This window comes from Streptomyces sp. NPDC096040, from assembly GCF_040303265.1.
In the GTDB taxonomy this organism is placed as follows: domain Bacteria; phylum Actinomycetota; class Actinomycetes; order Streptomycetales; family Streptomycetaceae; genus Streptomyces.
Map to the genome: position 1 here is coordinate 1 of NZ_JBEOTA010000060.1, position 15,742 is coordinate 15,742.

Sequence of the window (15,742 nt, forward strand, 5' to 3'; positions counted from 1 at the left end):
TACATGTCAGCCGAGTTCGGGAAGACGCTCGACCGGTTCGGGCTACGCAGATCTTCCGGCCGTACCGGGATCTGTTTCGATAACGCCATGGCCGAGTCATTCTTCGGCGCCCTGAAGAACGAGCGCGTATCAAGGGTGGCTTACCTGACCCGCGAGGCCGCCCGTCAGGACATCACTCGCTACATCGAATTCTGGTACAATCGCAAACGCCTCCACTCGGCAGTGGGTTACCGCCCTCCGCGTGAAGTCCACGTCGAGTACGAGAAGTTGCGAATCGCCGGGTGAAATAAACGGTCAGAAGCCTGTCCGGAGAACGCGAGGCCCCTCACCAGAGTGATGTCTCCGACTTCCAAGGCTTTCGGGAGATCGGGGAACTCGTCCGAGGCAAGCATGCGGGTCAGGGCGTGCTCGATCTGGAGAGCCGCTACATCGGGCATGGCGTCCCATGCTCCGAGATCAGTGACATGCGCGAAGAGCCGTTTGGCCGGCAACCAGCGGAAGCTGACGATGATCAGTTGGCCCACTGCACCGACGCCCAATACCTCGGCTCGGCCCCAGGGGGTCGGCGGTTGGAATGGCGATGCGTCGCTGCCGAGGGGGGCGTAGGCGTGCCATCCGGGCTGATCACCTGTGATCTCAGGCGAAGACTGACGCTCCCGCGCCTCGCGCGTCAGTTCGGGCAGCACGCGGGACAGATCCGCAACGACAGACTGCATCAGAGAGGCATCCATGGCGTCCTTCCCGTTGCGCTCGGGATCCCGGCCGAGGAGGCATCAGCTTACGTCCGGCCGGGATCCCAAGCCCACGGTTCAATCAGTCAGAGTGAGGTATTGACCCACTCGGGACACTTGTTCTCTTCCTGGTAGGAGGCATTCCTGCAGAAGGCCGTCACGACACCCATCGGGTGATCGTCCGGTGACCCCGACCCCTTGGTGCGCTGTTCGTACACCTCGACGAACTGCTTGACGCCTCTGGGCCCCTTGAAGTACATGCCGTACAGGTACCGGCCGTTGCTCTGCTTGAGACCGTGTGAGTTGTTGTAGATCACGACGAGCATGGGCTCCTCGTAGAGGTTGTGATCTACGAATGCGTGGGTGTAACCGAACCCCCTCGGATTCGCCTTTCCGACGCGGATCCACACGGCGTGGCCCTTGTCCGCGTTGTCCTTCATGATGTCCATGCAGGACCAGGGCGCATGGACACCGTTGTAGGTGGTCCCCCTCGGGCACGAGGTCTGCGGCTGAGGAGGATCCGAGGCGGGTGTCACCGTGTCGGTGCTGGCATCGGTGTCGACCGCCGCAGTGGACAGTGTTCACCTCCGCCAGATCGGCAGCGTCGTCCTCCGACATGCCTGCCGAGTTGGCGGCGCTGATAGCGTCCGCATCGGCCCCCGTGGCGTCCGCGTATGAGTGCCACTCACCCTCGGGTGCGGTGGCACCGCTGTCGGCCGTGGTGCTGCTGTCCTGGGAGGGGTCCGCGGCCGATGCGGTTCCCCCAGCAAGCAGACTGGCCCCGAGGGCCAGGGCGGTGATGGTGCATCTAAGTCTTGCTCGCAATACTGGCTCCCCCTAGTGCTGAGCATGACAATTGGTCGCGATCACGCTAACAAGCGACCACAAACCGGGGGCGAACAATTGATCGAAGGCAAGCTGGGGCTTTGCCAGTCCATGAGGAAAGGGCCGTGGAGGCGCGTGCCGCTGATGACGTCGTCCGAGAACCTCGATCGCGCGGGCGGCCTGGGACGCCCGTCCCGATTTCCGTCTCATTCAGCCCGGTTCACAGGCGTTCAGGCGAGACCGAAACCGATCCCGGCATGGCGGTGAGCCACCCATGAACCCAGGTGAACGCCCCCGCACAAGCCCCACCACCCCACCACCCCAGTTGCAAAGCGTTTGGCGGTGCGAGACTCAGCAAGTGTCTGGTCGTGCCGTCCCCGGTTGGGCCTGCCGGACGCCGGTGCACGCCAACAGCATGCTGCCGTCCTCGTCGAGAAACAGCCTGAAGACCCACGATCCGTCGGCAGTCCTGATCTGGCCCAGTCGAACCGGTCGGCCGTATAGGTCCAGGCGTTGCACGGCCCGCGCCAAGCCGGAGGTCTCAATGCCCCTGCGAAGGGTGTGACGGAGTCGGCGCCCGTAGACCGACGCGAGCGACTCGGCTGACGCCGTTCCGTCCCAGACAACGTGAGAGGCGCCGGCACGGAGAGCAGACAGGGCGGCCGACGACGTCTCGTCACCTTCGCCCAGCAGCCGTTCGAGCTGTTCCCCTTCCATGACCTCGCCCCCGGTCGGGATCCTGCTGTACAGCAACGAAGTACAGCAAAACCAGCGACCAGCATCGGCCCTCACGGCCGTCCCCGCAGCCTTGGGCTATCCAGCTGGCGAACCTGATCAAGGACCGCCGGAGCCAGCACACTGACACTCTCGCCAGAGCGAGCTGAGGCCAGTACATCACCGGCGCTTTCCGTGCTCGCCATCAGCGATCTTCCGCGAGTCAGGAATTCGGTAAGAGGGATCGACTCAATTGATAGTGGACACGTGTGCGACTCCTGTTCTAGGGTCGTCACGCAGGTTTCCTGACGGGGGTTTCCGTGTTTTCTGGTTTGACCGACCAGTTTGAAGTTTCTTTCACGTTCAGGGCCGGGTGGTGTCACCTGAAATTGCGTGTGGGCGGAGAAGTGGCTGTCTATCGGGCTACATCCATCGAGGACGACTTCTTCTCCGACTTGGTCGTGGCGGTGGCTCACATCGCCTCGGGCGCGGCGGTGGCGTCGGTTCTGTGGGGTGACGAGCCTGGAGGGGTGTTCCTCGATCTCGCCAGGTCGGGCCCCGACCATACTTCCATCGCCGTACACGAACTGGGCCTGCCTGACTGGCTCACTCCGGCTGACCCGCCCTGGATGCCAGTACGGGGGAATGCCCTGGTGTCAGCCCGGGTTCCTGCGCTGACGTTCCTGACCGCATCCAAGGATGCCTTCTCGGCTGTCCGAGAAGCGGCGCCCAAGGGGCGGATTCCGGGCTGGGGTGGAGATTTCCCGGATGTGGCGTTCTCGTCACTGTGTCGCACATTGGACGACCGCCGACCTTCGTAGGGGAACCTGCTTTCCCGACCGACCCAAAAATTTTATAAGGGGGACTTTTTCGTGCACGCTTTCAAGCGCTTTTAAGCGTGGGCCAGGATGCCGACGCTGCGGCTGAGTACGAACAGGTCTCGCGCCAGGGGTGCTTCGAAGCCGAGTTGGCGTAGATCACCGCAGTCGCACCGTCGATGTTCATCGGTACCGGGTTCAGCCGGCGTTCGACCGACACTGCGGCCTGTAGGTGTCCGCCGGCGGCGACCGCTCACCTTCGACCACCACGAGTCGTATCCGGACTTCGTGCGGCTGGTCACCTCGTGCGCGTCGGAGATCCAGAACGGCGTGAACGTGGCCTTGCGGTCCATCAGCAGGGCCCGCAGCCCCTGCTGGCTCTGGTCGGCGTGCGCCACGTTCTCACGCAACACCTCCGCCGTACGCGCGCCTCGGCCCCCTTGGCCCTGCCGGCCCGACGCCGAGCAACGCCGCGATCATCGCGGCCGGGAACTGCGGTAGCTGACTGGGGCCATCGGTATCCTTCCTCGCACACCCCGGACGGCATACGCATAGCCGTCGATTCTTGGCGCACGAGAGGCGACGCCGGAACGTGAATGAGCGGGGGCGGAAGACGGACATGGCGCAACTTCGCCACGAATGTGTCAGGCGTGCGGCACGCCTGACACCGGTTTGCCGCCGAGGAAGTCCTGCAGGATCTCGGTGAACCGCGCCGGCTGCTCCTCGGCCGGGTAATGGCCGCAGTCTTCGAGGACCACCCCGGTGACGTCGTCGGCCGCCAGCCGCATCGTCTGGGCGGCATTCGCGCCGCTCCACCGCGCGCCGCCGACGGCGAGCACCGGCAGCGTCAGCCGGGTCTTGCTGCGCTGCTCGTTCTGCGCGATTGTCTCGTCCAGCGCCCGGTAGTACGCGAAGCTCGCCCGCAGCGCGCGAGGATCCGCGGCGATCGCGTCGACGTAGACGTCGACGGCGTACGCGGGGATCGCGGTCGGGGTGGCGGCCTTGGTGGCGAACTGCCAGCCGAAGAAGAGCCGCTCTCGCCCTCGGACCAGTTCCTCGTTGAGCTCGGTGAGCCGGTTGAAGCCGAACTGCCAGAGTTTCTGGTTGAGCGCGGCCGGGCTGAAGACCGGCGGGGACGGCGTGAGACCGGGGATCACGGCTTCGAGGACGGCGAGCCGGCCCACCCGCTCGGGGTAATCGGCAGCGAGGGCGTATCCGGTCCACGTGCCGATGTCGTGGCCGACCACGTCGAACCGGTCGTGCCCGAGCGCGGCCATCAGCGCGACCAGATCAGCGGCCAGCGTGCCGGCGTCGTAACCGTCGTCGGGCTTGTCGGAGAGCCCGGCTCCGCGCGAGTCGACGGCGACGACGGTGTGCTCGCGGGCGAGCGCGGGCATCACCTCCCGCCAGGCGTACCAGGTCTGTGGCCATCCGCCGACCAGCAGCAGCGGCGGGCCGTCCCCGCCGGTGACTGCGTGCAGTCGCAGCCCGTTCAGCTCCACGAGCCGGCTGGTGAACACGTCGGCGAACCCGTCGGGCAGCCGCAGCGAACTCAAGCTTGTCATGCCGGTGATCCTACGCATCTTTGAACGATCGGTACAAGACCTGTAGACTGACGAACCATGGCAGGCCGCAAGCAATTCGACGTGGACGAGGCGCTCCGACGCGCGATGCATGTCTTCTGGCGCTGGGGCTATTCGGAGGCCTCGATCGACCGCCTGACCGAGGGCACGGGCCTGGGCCGGGGCTCGCTCTACGGCACGTTCGGCGACAAGAGCGCCCTCTTCCGGAAGAGCCTCCAACGGTACGCGCAGACCTACCACCCGCTGTACGACCAGGCACTGTCCGGCCCCCACCCGAGCCCGAGCGCCGTTGTGGCCGCCTACCTGCAGGTCACCCTGAACCGCATCGCCGACCCGACAGTCCCGGATGGCTGCCTGCTCACGGTGTCGGCAACGCAGTTCCCGGCCCTCGACGCGGAGGGCCAGGCGATGGTCCGCGCCATGATTGACGGTTTGCGGGCGATGCTGGAGCAGGCGTTGCGGGCGGCGGGGGCCGGTGAGCAGGAGGCGGCAGAGCTGGCGTTGTGCACGCTGGCGACGAACAAGTCCCTGGCGGTGCTGAGCCGCGTCGGATTCTCGGGCGAAGACCTGGCGACCGTCGCCGCAGCCGCCGCCCGTATCCCCGAAGAACCACATCCACTACCTTGAGTAGTGCGGCGGACATCCCTCCCGGCTCCCCGGATAGCTCGGCAACCTGGTGGTATGCCCACGACACGCAGGTCGGATCGGACAACATCCGGTTCAACGTCTTCCTGTCCGCCCCGCCCCGGGGGACCTCGGCCTATCGGCAGCAGATCCGGCGGATCGCACCGCCGTCGCTGAAGGACCGCGACAACGAGCTGCTGCTGCCGCTGGCCACCTCAGGCAGGTGCGATGGGGCAGCGGGACATCGCCGGCTCAAGTTTCGCCCCTGTCTCAAGGGCACTCGGCCAGTGAGACTGCGCGGAGGTACTGAGATGAGTGCCGGAGAGAAAGCCAAGGCAAAGGCCGAACAGATGGTCGGAAAGACCGTGCGCAAGGCCGCCCACGCGGTGCACAAGGACACCCTCGCGGCAAAGGGCGCCGCCCTCGAAGCGCGGGGCAGGATGCGGGGCCAAAAGGAGAGGACCAAGGACACCTTCAAGCGCTGACAATGTCGTGACATTGAGTCACCATGGCCGGGTGGCAATGAACCGCTTACAAAGGCAGTGGCCATCGGCGAGCGGTACCACCAGGGGGCGCGGCAGGGGCGGTTCGCGTCCTCGTGCGGTGGGCGCCCGCACACCTCCGACACACGTCGGACGCAGACGCCCCAACACAATGGTGACCAGGTAGGAGCCTCGTGCCGGTCGGTGGCGGCTGGTCGGTGGCTGGTGGCGGCCTCTCGGTCAGCCGCCGGCGACCGCCGCGCAGCGGACGCAGGTCGTCGCCGCGGGACGTACTTCGAGGCGCTCCCTCGGTATCGGCTCGCCGCACACGGCACACTGTCCGTACTCGCCCGCCTCCAGCCGTTCCAGCGCCCGGTCCACGTCGTCCAGATGGTGGCGGGTCTGCGCCAGCAAGGAGGCGACGTGGGCTCGCTCGAAGGCGGTGCTCGACCCCTCCGGGTCGTGCTCGTCGTCGACCGCCACCAGCGCGTTGGCTTCGACGATCCCATCGAAGTCACTGCTCAGTGCGGCTATCTGGCTGACCGTGTCGACGCGTTCGGCTGCCAGCAGCCTCCGCAGCGAGTCGCGCTCGTCCGGGGAGTCGGTGGAGTCGGGGGCAGCGCCCTGGGGATCGGTCATGGGGGGTCCGAGAGGTGTCAGTGGTCGAGTTCCTGCTGGATCGGCGTCTTGGGCTCTTCCCGCAGGTGCTGGGAGAGCCCGGGCTTGCCGCCGTCGCGGGCCTGCTCGGCGCGCTGGGTGGCGTTGTAGTCGAGGTCCGAGTCCGGGTCAACGCGGACCGAAGGGGCCACCTCCTCGCGGCTGGCGTACCGCTCCGGCGGGACGCCCCGCAGCGCCTTCACCACCTCTTCCGGGGCGCCTGCCGAACGCGCGGCCGTGACCAGCTCGTCCTTGTCTGCCGGGAAGTCGACGTCCTTGAGCGCGCCCAGCACTTCCGGAACGCTGGTGTGTGCCATGGGAACCCTCCTTGCGAGGACCTCGTCGGTGGCGTCCGCGTACCCGTGCCGGACGCCGGTCATGTGCGACCTCGGAAAACCTCCCGCGCCTTGCGGAGACGGAGCTCTTCCAACGTGCTCAGCTGCCGTTCCGCCCGCGCGAGGAGCTCGTCGAGCTGCCGATGGTCGAGGCGGCCGTCCGTGTCCGCGAGTGTGCGCAGCGTCCGCCAGCCGGCCGCCTTTCCCTCGACGCCGAGTCGCAGGAATTCGAGTTCGACCACCGTGGTGAGCGGAGAGCGGCCGATGATGCGTCCGTTGGGCTTGAACCGCCCCGCCCACTCGGCCGTGCCGGCCGCCAAGACCTTGTACCGGCGTGCCGGGACCCCGAGCCGGCCCATGATCTCCAGCAGGCTCGCACGGTCCTGCTCGATCTCCTCGGCGATCGGTTCCAGCACGTCGCCGAGCGGGGTGCCCCGGGTCGCGGCGGCGACGTTCCGTGCGCGGCGGGTGCCGATGGTCGCCCCCGCCAGGTGGTCGTTGAGATAGATGCCGAGCAGGTCCGACCGGAGCGGACCGGCCGGCCGCGTACTGGTTGCGCTCCCCCTGGGGACATCACTCGTACTCATACAGACTCCTCGTCGGCGCAGGCCCTTGCTTTGACGAAGTCCCGGGTACCCATCCGGGAGCCGGGCCCGCAAGTGACGCCTTCATTTGCCTGCATCGCCTCGCCGGGCGCTGGGCGACGGAGCAGCCTCCGCTTCCGGGGGCCGACACGCCCAGCCGGGCCCGCGCGCACGAGGGTGGACGGTTCGTCGGAGATTCCTCGCTAACAGACCGTTCTCAAGCACGGAGGTATGTGACATAGTACTGGCGTGAGTAAGCGACTGACCTGCGATGTCGTGGTCGTCGGGGCCGGGATGGTGGGTGCGGCGTGTGCTCTGTACGCGGCTCGGGCGGGGCTCGACGTGATCGTCGTCGACCGTGGTCCGGTGGCCGGGGGTACGACCGGGGCGGGTGAGGGCAACCTCCTGGTTTCCGACAAGGCGCCCGGGCCGGAACTGGACCTCGCGCTGTTGTCGGGCCGGCTGTGGGCGGACCTCGCCGACGAGTTCGGGGCGGCCGTCGAGTACGAGGCCAAGGGGGGCGTGGTCGTCGCCGCTTCCCCGGGCGGGCTCGCCGCCCTGGAACGGTTCGCCGACGGACAGCGCACCGCGGGAGTCCTCGCCGCACCGGTCGACGGCACCGACCTGTACGACCTCGAACCCCACCTCGCTCCCGGCCTGCCCGGCGCCGTGCACTACCCGCAGGACGCCCAGGTGATGCCCGCCCTGGCCGCCGCCCATCTGCTCCGCGCTTCCGGTGCCCGGCTGCTCACCGGCCGTACCGTGACCGGCGTACCGCGCACCCCCGACGGCGCGGTGCGCGGAGTCCGTACGGACCAGGGCGACATCGACGCGCCCGCGGTCGTCAACGCCGCCGGCACCTGGGGCGCCGACATCGCCGCGCTCGCGGGCGCCCACCTCCCGGTCCTCCCGCGCCGCGGCTTCGTCCTCGTCACCGAGCCCCTCCCGCGCCTGGTACGCCACAAGGTGTACGCCGCCGACTACGTGGCCGACGTGGCCAGTGACTCGTCCGCGTTGCAGACCTCGCCGGTTGTGGAGGGAACGGCTGCGGGGCCGGTGCTGATCGGCGCGAGCCGGGAACGGGTCGGTTTCGACCGGGCCTTCTCGCTGCCGGTCATGCGGGCCCTGGCGGCGGGCGCGACACGGCTGTTCCCGTTCCTGGCGGGTGTCCGCGCCACTCGCGCGTACCTCGGCTTTCGCCCGTACATGCCCGACCACCTGCCCGCCATCGGCCCCGACCCGCGCGTCCCCGGCCTCCACCACGCCTGCGGCCACGAAGGCGCCGGCATCGGGCTCGCCACCGGCACCGGGCACTTGATCGCACAGGCCCTGACCGCGAAGACGCCGGGCCTGGGCCAGGGCCCGGATCTGGACCTCGCGCCCTTCCGTCCCGGCCGCTTCCCCGCCGACCACTCTGCCACGGACCACTTTCCCGCCGACTAGAGGAGACCGCGTGCGATCCCCCCTGGAACTCGCCGACGCCCAGCCGGGACCGGCGTTCACGGTCACCCTCGACGGGCGCGAGATCGAGGCCCGGCCCGGCCAGACCGTCGCCGCCGCGCTCTGGGCAGCCGGTGTCATCTCCTGGCGTACCACCCGCGGCGGGGGCCGCCCCCGCGGTGTCTTCTGCGGCATCGGCGTCTGCTTCGACTGTCTGGTGACGGTCAACGACCGCACGAACCAACGTGCCTGCCTGGTACCCCTTCGGCCCGGCGACGCGATCCGTACGCAGGAGGGGACCGGCCACGATGGCTGACCAGCCGCATCTCGCCGTGATCGGTGCGGGCCCGGCCGGACTCGCCGCCACCGTCGCCGCCGCCTCCGGCGGTGTACGGGTCACGCTCATCGACTCGGCCACGGAGGCCGGCGGGCAGTTCTACCGCCGGCCCGCCGCAGAGCTGGGCGCCCGTCGTCCCCAGGCCCTGCATCACCAGTGGCGGACGTGGGAACGGTTGCGGAATGCCCTGGAGACCCACGTACGGGCCACCCGAGTAAGGCATTTGACGGACCACCATGTGTGGTTCGTGGAGCGGGTGGACGGCTGCTTCGTCGTGCACACGCTGCTCGGTCCCGCGCAGGAGGAGCCCGTCGCCGTACGTGCCGACGCCGTCCTCGTCGCCACCGGCGGTCACGAGAAGGTGCTGCCCTTCCCCGGCTGGACCCTGCCCGGCGTCGTCACCGCGGGTGGCGCCCAGGCCATGCTCAAGGGCTCCCTCGTGGTCCCCGGACGCACCGCCGTCGTCGCCGGTACCGGACCGCTGCTCCTCCCCGTCGCGACCGGCCTCGCCGCGGCCGGCGTCGAGGTGGCCGCGCTCGTCGAGTCCGCCGACCCCAAGGCGTTCGTACGACGGACCCGCGCGCTGGCCGCCCAGCCCGGCAAGGTCGTCGAGGGTGCCCAGTACGGCGTCCGGCTGCTTCGGCAACGGGTGCGCACCCTCGTCCGCCACACGGTCGTCGAGGCGCACGGCACCGAGCGGCTGGAGGCGGTCACCGTGGCCGCCCTCGACGGCGCCGGGCGGGTCAGGCCCGGCACCGAGCGTCGTATCGTCTGCGACACCCTCGCCGTCGGCCACGGCATGCTCCCGCACACCGACCTCGCCGAGGCGCTGGGCTGCCACCTCGACGGCATGGCGGTCCGGGTCGACGGCGAGCAGCGCACCGACGTCCCCGGCGTCTGGGCCGCGGGCGAGACCACGGGCATCGGCGGCTCCGCCCTCTCCCTCGCCGAGGGCCGTATCGCGGGCCGGTCCGCCGCGGCACGGCTGCACGGCGCCGAACCCGACCCGCGCTCCTGGGCGGCGGCCGTGCGGTCCCGTACCCGGTTGCGGGAGTTCTTCGCCGCGCTGGACACCGTCTTCACCCCGCCCGCCCAGTGGACCGAGCAGGTCACCGACGACACCGTGGTCTGCCGGTGCGAGGAGGTCACCGGGGGTGCGATCAGGGAGGCCGTCGCGGAGCTCGGCGCCGGTGACGTACGCACCGTGAAGCTGCTGACCCGGGCCGGGATGGGCTGGTGCCAGGGGCGGGTGTGCGGGCCCGCGGTGGCGGGTCTGGCCGGGTGCGATCTCACGCCCTCGCGGCGGCCGTTCGCCCGGCCGGTGCCCCTCGGGGTCCTGGCCGCCGCCGGAGAACGAGAACCCGAGGACGACTGGGAAAACCAGGCCAATCAGTAAAATGTCACACCCTATTGACGAGGATGGACCTCAGATGACCGTCACCGAGAACACCGGCAACCGCCCCTGGCGCGGCGTCCTCGTCGCCACCGCCCTCCCGCTCAACGACGACCTTTCCGTGAACCACGACCGGTACGCCGAGCACTGCGTCTGGCTGGTGGCGAACGGCTGCGACGGTGTCGTACCGAACGGCTCGCTCGGCGAGTACCAGACACTCACCGCCGAGGAGCGCGCCAGGGTCGTGGAGACGGCTGTGGCCGCCATCGGCGGCGAGCGTGTGATGCCCGGTGTCGCCGCCTACGGCTCGGCCGAGGCCCGCCGCTGGGCCGAGCAGGCCCGGGACGCCGGCTGCGCCTCCGTGATGCTGCTGCCGCCCAACGCCTACCGCGCCGACAAGCGCTCGGTGCTGGCGCATTACGCGGAGGTCGCGAAGGCGGGCGTCCCGGTCGTCGCGTACAACAACCCCATCGACACCAAGGTCGACCTGGTCCCGGAGCTGCTGGCCAAGTTGCACGCCGAGGGCTTCGTCCACGCCGTCAAGGAGTTCTCCGGCGATGTCCGCCGTGCCTACCGGCTCGCCGAACTCGCCCCGGACCTGGACCTGTTGATCGGCGCCGACGACGTCCTGCTGGAGCTGGCGATCGCCGGTGCCAAGGGCTGGGTGGCCGGCTACCCGAACGCGCTGCCCCGCGCGAGCGTCGAGCTGTACCGGGCGGCCGTGGGCGGCGACCTCGCGACCGCCAAGAAGCTGTACGAGCAGTTGCACCCGCTGCTGCGCTGGGACTCCAAGGTCGAGTTCGTACAGGCCATCAAGTTGTCCATGGACATCGTCGGCCGGCCCGGCGGTCCCGTCCGTCCGCCGCGGGTGCCGCTGCTGCCCGCGCAGGAGGCCGCCGTCCGCGCCGCCACCGAGCGGGCCGTCGCCGTCGGACTCGCGTAACCGAGCCGGACCACTCACCAGGAGCGTCATGCGCAGCAAACTCGTCCTGCACGCCGTCGACTCGCACACCGAGGGCATGCCCACCCGAGTGATCACCGGCGGGATCGGCACCGTTCCCGGCGCGACCATGAACGAGCGGCGGCTGTACTTCCGTGAACACCACGACGACATCAAGCAGTTGCTGATGAACGAGCCGCGCGGGCACTCGGCGATGAGCGGGGCGGTCCTGCAACCCCCGACCCGGCCCGACTGCGACTGGGGTGTGATCTACATCGAGGTCTCCGGCTATCTGCCGATGTGCGGGCACGGCACCATCGGTGTGGCCACCGTGCTGGTGGAGACCGGCATGGTCGAGGTCGTCGAGCCGGTCACCACGATCCGGCTCGACACCCCGGCGGGTCTCGTCGTCGCCGAGGTCGCGGTGGAGAACGGGGCGGCCCGGCATGTCACCCTCGCGAACGTGCCGTCCTTCTCCGTCGGCCTCGACCGTAAGATCACCCTCGCCGACGGCCGGACGGTGACATACGACATGGCATACGGCGGCAACTTCTACGCCATCCTGCCGCTGGTCGAGTTCGGCCTGCCCTTCGACCGTTCCCGCAAGGGGGACATCCTCAAGGCCGGTCTCTCGCTCATGGAGGCGATCAACGCCGAGGCGGAGCCCGTCCATCCGGAGGACCCGTCCATCCGCGGCTGCCACCACGTCCATCTCATCGCGCCCGGCGCCACCGCCCGACACTCCCGGCACGCGATGGCCATCCACCCCGGCTGGTTCGACCGCTCCCCCTGCGGCACCGGCACCAGCGCACGCATGGCCCAGCTGCACGCCCGCGGCGAACTCCCCCTCAACACCGAGTTCGTGAACGAGTCCTTCATCGGGACGCGGTTCACCGGCCGGCTCCTCGGCACCACCGAGGTCGCCGGCCGTCCCGCCGTCCTGCCCAGCTTCACCGGCCGGGCCTGGATCACCGGCACCGCCCAGTACCTGCTCGACCCGACCGACCCGTTCCCGACCGGCTTCGTCCTTTAGGGTCCGACCATCCGACCTCGGCACTGCCAACCAGCGATACTTATGGTGCGTGACATTGCACATGACGCCGAGAGCATGCACGTGCACGTCCCCACGCCTCGGACACCGCACGTGCCGTACGAGGAGACACCCATGCCCGCCGCCCAGCACAGCTCACCCGCCGCCGCTCCCCCGGCCCTGCCCACCCTGGGCGGCAAGAAAAGCAGCTACCGGGAGCGGGTCGCCGACGCCCTGCGGGCCGCGCTGATCGCCGGTGAGCTGCGCCCCGGCGAGGTGTACTCCGCGCCGACGCTCGCCGCCCGTTTCGGCGTCTCGGCGACCCCGGTGCGCGAGGCCATGCTGGACCTGGTCAGGGAGGGCGTGGTCGACACCGTCCCCAACAAGGGGTTCCGGGTCACCGACGTCTCGGAGAAGCAGCTCGACGAGTACACCCACGTCCGTGCCCTCATCGAGATCCCGACCGTGGTGGAGCTGGCGAGGACCGCCGACCCGGTCTCCCTGGAGGTGTTGCGCCCCGCCGCGCGGGAGATCGTCCACGCCGCCGTGGCGGGGGACCTGGTCTCCTACGTCGACGCCGACACCCGCTTCCACCTCGGTCTGCTCGCCCTCGCCGGCAACTCCCACCTCGTCGAGGTCGTCGGGGACCTGCGGGGGCGCTCCCGCCTCTACGGCCTCACCGCCCTGCTGGAGGCGGGCCGTCTGCTGGCCTCCGCCGAGGAGCACCTCGAGATTCTCGACGCGCTCATCACCCGCGACGAGGAGGCCGTCCACGAGGTCATGACACGCCACATCGGGCACGTCCGCGGGCTCTGGGCGGCCAAGTAGACCCGCCGTACCACTTCGTCACCGCCGCAGCCGCGAGCCGCAGTCACCGCCGCAACCGTCGTCGCAGGCGCGCCACCGCCGAACGCGAGCCGGAACCCTCGTCGCAGCCGCCACCGAAGCCGCCGACCCCTGCCGCCGGGCTGTGCTGCGATCGGCGTATGCACCTTGACGAGCTGCGTGATCTGCTGCGCCGGCATGCGCGACCGGATCTGAGCACCGATATCGAGGGTGCTCGCCTGTCGAAGTTCGAGAGTATGGGACCAAGCGGCTCATCCTGGGCGCACGGGACTACGAGTACCGGGCCGGTCAGGTTCCGTCACCTCGCTCCGGCCGAGTCGCTCAGCGTGTGACCTAGCTTCGGGGCACGTTGTCGTGCGGAGTCACACGTAGTCATGCGGAGCGCTTGCGAGGCGTGGTCTTCCTGGCGGTCGTCTTCTTCGCGGTCGTCTTCTTCTCCGTGGCCTTCTTCTCCGTGGTCTTCTTCGCGGCTGCCGACTTCGTCGCGGATTTTTTCGCAGTCGTCTTCTTCGCCGCAGACCTCTTCTCCGCGGATTTCTTTGCCGCGGTCTTCTTCGTGGTCCCCCTGCTCGGCAGAGGAGTTACCTCCGCCTCCTCGCCCCGCGACCCCTTCGCCGCCCGCACGCTCTTCTCCAGGGCCGCCATCAGGTCGAGTACCTTGCCGCCGTTCGCCGGTTCGGGGGCCTCCGGTGGGGCCTCGCCGGCCGCCTTCGCCGCGATGACCTCCTCCAGGGCCGCCCGGTACTCGTCGTGCAGGTCCTCCAGCTCGACCTCGCCCAGGGTGTCCATCAGGGCGTCGGCGAGGTCGAGTTCCTTGTCGCGGACGGTGACGTCGACATCGGGGGCGACGCCCTCCGGGGTGCGGACCTCGTCCGGCCAGAGCAGGCCGTGCATGGCGATGGCGTCGCCCACCACGCGGAGCATGCCGAGGCGTTCGCGGCCGCGCAGCGCGTATTTCGCGATGGCCACCTTGTGGCTGCGTTTCAGGGCCTCCCGCAGGAGGGTGTACGGCTTCGCGGCGGGGGCGCCGGAGGCCGCCAGGTAGTACGCCGCGTCCATCTGGAGCGGGTCGATCCGGTCGGCCGGGACGAAGGCGACGATCTCGATGGTGCGGGCGGTGGGGATGGGCAGGTGGGACAGGTCGTCGTCGGTGATCGGGATGACCGTGCCGTCGGCGTCCTCGTACCCCTTGCCGATCTCCGACTGGGTGACCTCGCGGTCCTCCGGTTCGCAGAACTTGCGGTAGCGGATCCGGCCGTTGTCCTCGGTGTGGATCTGGCGGAAGGAGATCGAGTGATTCTCCGTCGCGTTCACCAGCTTGATCGGGATGCTGACGAGGCCGAAGGAGATCGCGCCGTTCCATATGGATCGCACCTGCGGCTTCCCTCCGTCCGAATACCAAGGCTTTGTATGAGATTGTCATCGTATGACGCCGATCACAGAGGTGGACGGGCGAAGGGTCGCGCTCAGCAATCTGGAGAAGGTGCTGTATCCGGCGACCGGGTTCACCAAGGGCGAGCTGCTGCACTATTACGCGACGTCGGCCGAGGTCCTGCTGCCGCATCTGCGCGACCGGCCGGTGTCCTTCCTGCGCTATCCGGACGGGCCGGACGGCCAGGTGTTCTTCACCAAGAACGTGCCGCCGGGTACGCCCGAGTGGGTCACCACCGCCGAGGTGCGCCGGTCGGACGGACCGGCCCGGATGGTGCTGGTGCAGGACCTGGCGAGCCTGATGTGGGCGGCGAACCTGGTCACCGAGTTCCATACGCATCAGTGGCTGGTGCAGACGCCGGACGAGGCCGACCGGATCGTCTTCGACCTGGACCCCGGGGCTCCGGCGACGGTGGTGCAGTGCTGTGAGGTCGCGCTGTGGCTGCGGGAGAGGCTGGCCGCGGACGGGATCGAGGCGCATGTCAAGACGGCCGGTTCGAAGGGGCTGCATCTGCTGGCGGGGGTGCGGGGGGCGTCCAGCGAGCGGGTGAGCGAGTACGCCAAGGGGCTGGCCGTGGCGGCTGAGCGGAAGATGCCGCGGCTGGTCGTGCACCGGATGACACGGAGTCTGCGGCCGGGGAAGGTGTTCGTGGACTGGAGCCAGAACGCGGGCCGGAAGACGACGGCGGCCCCGTACACGGTCCGGGCGCGGCGGGAGCCGATGGTGTCGACGCCGGTGACCTGGGAGGAGGTCGCGGCCTGCCGGCGCGTGGAGGAGTTGGAGTTCCGGGCCGGGGACATCCCGGGGCGGGTCGAGGAGTACGGGGACCTGCTCGCGCCGCTGCTGGACGCGGAGCGGGCGGCGCCGCTGCCGTGAGGAGTTGGAGTTCCGGGCCGGGGACATCCCGGGGCGGGTCGAGGAGTACGGGGACCTGCTCGCGCCGCTGCTGGACGCGGAGCGGGCGGCGCCAC

19 protein-coding genes are annotated in these 15,742 nt (G+C 69.4%); 11 read left to right on the forward strand and 8 right to left on the reverse strand.

The annotated features are described in order from the left end of the window. The coding region (locus ABTY98_RS40555; RefSeq protein WP_352226183.1) for an integrase core domain-containing protein at positions 1-285 on the forward strand (285 nt) is incomplete at its 5' end. Here ABTY98_RS40555 and ABTY98_RS40560 read toward each other — a convergent pair. Further along, positions 228-731 carry a hypothetical protein gene (locus ABTY98_RS40560; RefSeq protein WP_352226184.1) on the reverse strand — a complete coding sequence of 168 codons (504 nt, stop codon included), beginning with the start codon at positions 729-731 and terminating at the stop codon, positions 228-230. The genes ABTY98_RS40555 and ABTY98_RS40560 overlap by 58 nt on opposite strands. An 86-nt stretch (positions 732-817) precedes the next feature. Further along, complete coding sequence (locus ABTY98_RS40565) at positions 818-1,180, reverse strand: hypothetical protein (RefSeq protein ID WP_352226185.1); 363 nt, start codon at positions 1,178-1,180, stop codon at positions 818-820. Between the two features lie 1,422 nt (positions 1,181-2,602). Here ABTY98_RS40565 and ABTY98_RS40570 point away from each other — a divergent pair. Further along, entirely contained in the window at positions 2,603-3,091 is a 489-nt protein-coding gene (locus ABTY98_RS40570; RefSeq protein WP_352226186.1) for a hypothetical protein, read from the forward strand. Between the two features lie 71 nt (positions 3,092-3,162). Here the strand turns inward: ABTY98_RS40570 and ABTY98_RS40575 are convergent, their stop codons facing one another. Both ABTY98_RS40575 and ABTY98_RS40580 read right to left on the reverse strand, forming a co-directional pair. Then, positions 3,163-3,486 (reverse strand): hypothetical protein, encoded by a 324-nt coding sequence (locus tag ABTY98_RS40575; RefSeq protein WP_352226187.1) that lies wholly within the window; start codon positions 3,484-3,486, stop codon positions 3,163-3,165. A 246-nt stretch (positions 3,487-3,732) separates the two neighbouring features. After that, the gene (locus tag ABTY98_RS40580; protein ID WP_352226188.1) at positions 3,733-4,653 is read right to left on the reverse strand and encodes an alpha/beta fold hydrolase; all 921 of its coding nucleotides are present in this window, start codon (positions 4,651-4,653) and stop codon (positions 3,733-3,735) included. 57 nt (positions 4,654-4,710) lie between these two features. On the opposite strand from ABTY98_RS40580, the gene ABTY98_RS40585 reads away from it, so the two are divergent. Continuing rightward, positions 4,711-5,298 (forward strand): TetR/AcrR family transcriptional regulator, encoded by a 588-nt coding sequence (locus tag ABTY98_RS40585; protein WP_352226189.1) that lies wholly within the window; start codon positions 4,711-4,713, stop codon positions 5,296-5,298. 308 nt (positions 5,299-5,606) lie between these two features. Next, positions 5,607-5,780 carry a hypothetical protein gene (locus tag ABTY98_RS40590; protein ID WP_352226190.1) on the forward strand — a complete coding sequence of 58 codons (174 nt, stop codon included), beginning with the start codon at positions 5,607-5,609 and terminating at the stop codon, positions 5,778-5,780. Positions 5,781-6,017: 237 nt separating this feature from the next. On the opposite strand, the gene ABTY98_RS40595 is transcribed toward ABTY98_RS40590, so the two are convergent. From ABTY98_RS40595 to ABTY98_RS40605, 3 genes are read right to left on the reverse strand one after another with little or no spacing between them, the layout of a single operon-like run. Further along, positions 6,018-6,416 carry a TraR/DksA family transcriptional regulator gene (locus ABTY98_RS40595; RefSeq protein ID WP_352226191.1) on the reverse strand — a complete coding sequence of 133 codons (399 nt, stop codon included), beginning with the start codon at positions 6,414-6,416 and terminating at the stop codon, positions 6,018-6,020. Between the two features lie 17 nt (positions 6,417-6,433). Beyond that, positions 6,434-6,751 carry a DUF2795 domain-containing protein gene (locus tag ABTY98_RS40600; RefSeq protein ID WP_352226192.1) on the reverse strand — a complete coding sequence of 106 codons (318 nt, stop codon included), beginning with the start codon at positions 6,749-6,751 and terminating at the stop codon, positions 6,434-6,436. 59 nt (positions 6,752-6,810) lie between these two features. After that, positions 6,811-7,356, reverse strand: coding sequence for a hypothetical protein (locus tag ABTY98_RS40605; protein WP_352226193.1), 546 nt, complete (start codon positions 7,354-7,356; stop codon positions 6,811-6,813). A gap of 246 nt (positions 7,357-7,602) precedes the next feature. Between ABTY98_RS40605 and ABTY98_RS40610 the strand changes: the two genes are divergently transcribed. The 6 genes from ABTY98_RS40610 to ABTY98_RS40635 all read left to right on the forward strand — a co-directional run bounded on the left by ABTY98_RS40610 (position 7,603) and on the right by ABTY98_RS40635 (position 13,321). Continuing rightward, entirely contained in the window at positions 7,603-8,796 is a 1,194-nt protein-coding gene (locus ABTY98_RS40610; RefSeq protein ID WP_352226194.1) for an NAD(P)/FAD-dependent oxidoreductase, read from the forward strand. Positions 8,797-8,806: 10 nt separating this feature from the next. Further along, on the forward strand, positions 8,807-9,109 hold the full coding sequence (locus ABTY98_RS40615; RefSeq protein ID WP_352226195.1) for a (2Fe-2S)-binding protein: 303 nt from the start codon (positions 8,807-8,809) through the stop codon (positions 9,107-9,109). Continuing rightward, the gene (locus ABTY98_RS40620; RefSeq protein ID WP_352226196.1) at positions 9,102-10,526 is read left to right on the forward strand and encodes an FAD-dependent oxidoreductase; all 1,425 of its coding nucleotides are present in this window, start codon (positions 9,102-9,104) and stop codon (positions 10,524-10,526) included. The genes ABTY98_RS40615 and ABTY98_RS40620 overlap by 8 nt, the downstream gene beginning before the upstream one ends. 34 nt (positions 10,527-10,560) lie before the next feature. After that, positions 10,561-11,466, forward strand: a complete 906-nt coding sequence (locus ABTY98_RS40625) for a dihydrodipicolinate synthase family protein (RefSeq protein ID WP_352226197.1) — start codon at positions 10,561-10,563, stop codon at positions 11,464-11,466. 28 nt (positions 11,467-11,494) lie between these two features. Then, positions 11,495-12,496: a proline racemase family protein gene (locus ABTY98_RS40630; protein WP_352226198.1), complete on the forward strand. Its 1,002-nt coding sequence runs from the start codon at positions 11,495-11,497 to the stop codon at positions 12,494-12,496. A gap of 132 nt (positions 12,497-12,628) precedes the next feature. Then, positions 12,629-13,321, forward strand: a complete 693-nt coding sequence (locus tag ABTY98_RS40635; RefSeq protein ID WP_352226199.1) for a GntR family transcriptional regulator — start codon at positions 12,629-12,631, stop codon at positions 13,319-13,321. Between the two features lie 390 nt (positions 13,322-13,711). Here ABTY98_RS40635 and ku read toward each other — a convergent pair whose 3' ends face one another. Continuing rightward, on the reverse strand, positions 13,712-14,713 hold the full coding sequence (ku, locus tag ABTY98_RS40640; RefSeq protein WP_352226200.1) for a non-homologous end joining protein Ku: 1,002 nt from the start codon (positions 14,711-14,713) through the stop codon (positions 13,712-13,714). Between the two features lie 52 nt (positions 14,714-14,765). Between ku and ligD the strand changes: the two genes are divergently transcribed. After that, complete coding sequence (gene ligD, locus ABTY98_RS40645; RefSeq protein WP_352226201.1) at positions 14,766-15,647, forward strand: non-homologous end-joining DNA ligase; 882 nt, start codon at positions 14,766-14,768, stop codon at positions 15,645-15,647. Positions 15,648-15,742 lie beyond the last annotated feature (95 nt).

Bases quoted from the DNA above. Each gene is read 5' to 3' on its own strand.
- ABTY98_RS40590 (WP_352226190.1), top strand. From the start codon at position 5,607: ATGAGTGCCGGAGAGAAAGCCAAGGCAAAGGCCGAACAGATGGTCGGA.
- ABTY98_RS40605 (WP_352226193.1), bottom strand. From the start codon at position 7,356: ATGAGTACGAGTGATGTCCCCAGGGGGAGCGCAACCAGTACGCGGCCG.
- ABTY98_RS40635 (WP_352226199.1), top strand. From the start codon at position 12,629: ATGCCCGCCGCCCAGCACAGCTCACCCGCCGCCGCTCCCCCGGCCCTG.
- ABTY98_RS40580 (WP_352226188.1), bottom strand. From the start codon at position 4,653: ATGACAAGCTTGAGTTCGCTGCGGCTGCCCGACGGGTTCGCCGACGTG.
- ABTY98_RS40620 (WP_352226196.1), top strand. From the start codon at position 9,102: ATGGCTGACCAGCCGCATCTCGCCGTGATCGGTGCGGGCCCGGCCGGA.
- ABTY98_RS40625 (WP_352226197.1), top strand. From the start codon at position 10,561: ATGACCGTCACCGAGAACACCGGCAACCGCCCCTGGCGCGGCGTCCTC.
- ABTY98_RS40600 (WP_352226192.1), bottom strand. From the start codon at position 6,751: ATGGCACACACCAGCGTTCCGGAAGTGCTGGGCGCGCTCAAGGACGTC.
- ABTY98_RS40595 (WP_352226191.1), bottom strand. From the start codon at position 6,416: ATGACCGATCCCCAGGGCGCTGCCCCCGACTCCACCGACTCCCCGGAC.
- ABTY98_RS40560 (WP_352226184.1), bottom strand. From the start codon at position 731: ATGGATGCCTCTCTGATGCAGTCTGTCGTTGCGGATCTGTCCCGCGTG.
- ABTY98_RS40630 (WP_352226198.1), top strand. From the start codon at position 11,495: ATGCGCAGCAAACTCGTCCTGCACGCCGTCGACTCGCACACCGAGGGC.
- ligD (WP_352226201.1), top strand. From the start codon at position 14,766: ATGACGCCGATCACAGAGGTGGACGGGCGAAGGGTCGCGCTCAGCAAT.
- ABTY98_RS40585 (WP_352226189.1), top strand. From the start codon at position 4,711: ATGGCAGGCCGCAAGCAATTCGACGTGGACGAGGCGCTCCGACGCGCG.
- ABTY98_RS40565 (WP_352226185.1), bottom strand. From the start codon at position 1,180: ATGGACATCATGAAGGACAACGCGGACAAGGGCCACGCCGTGTGGATC.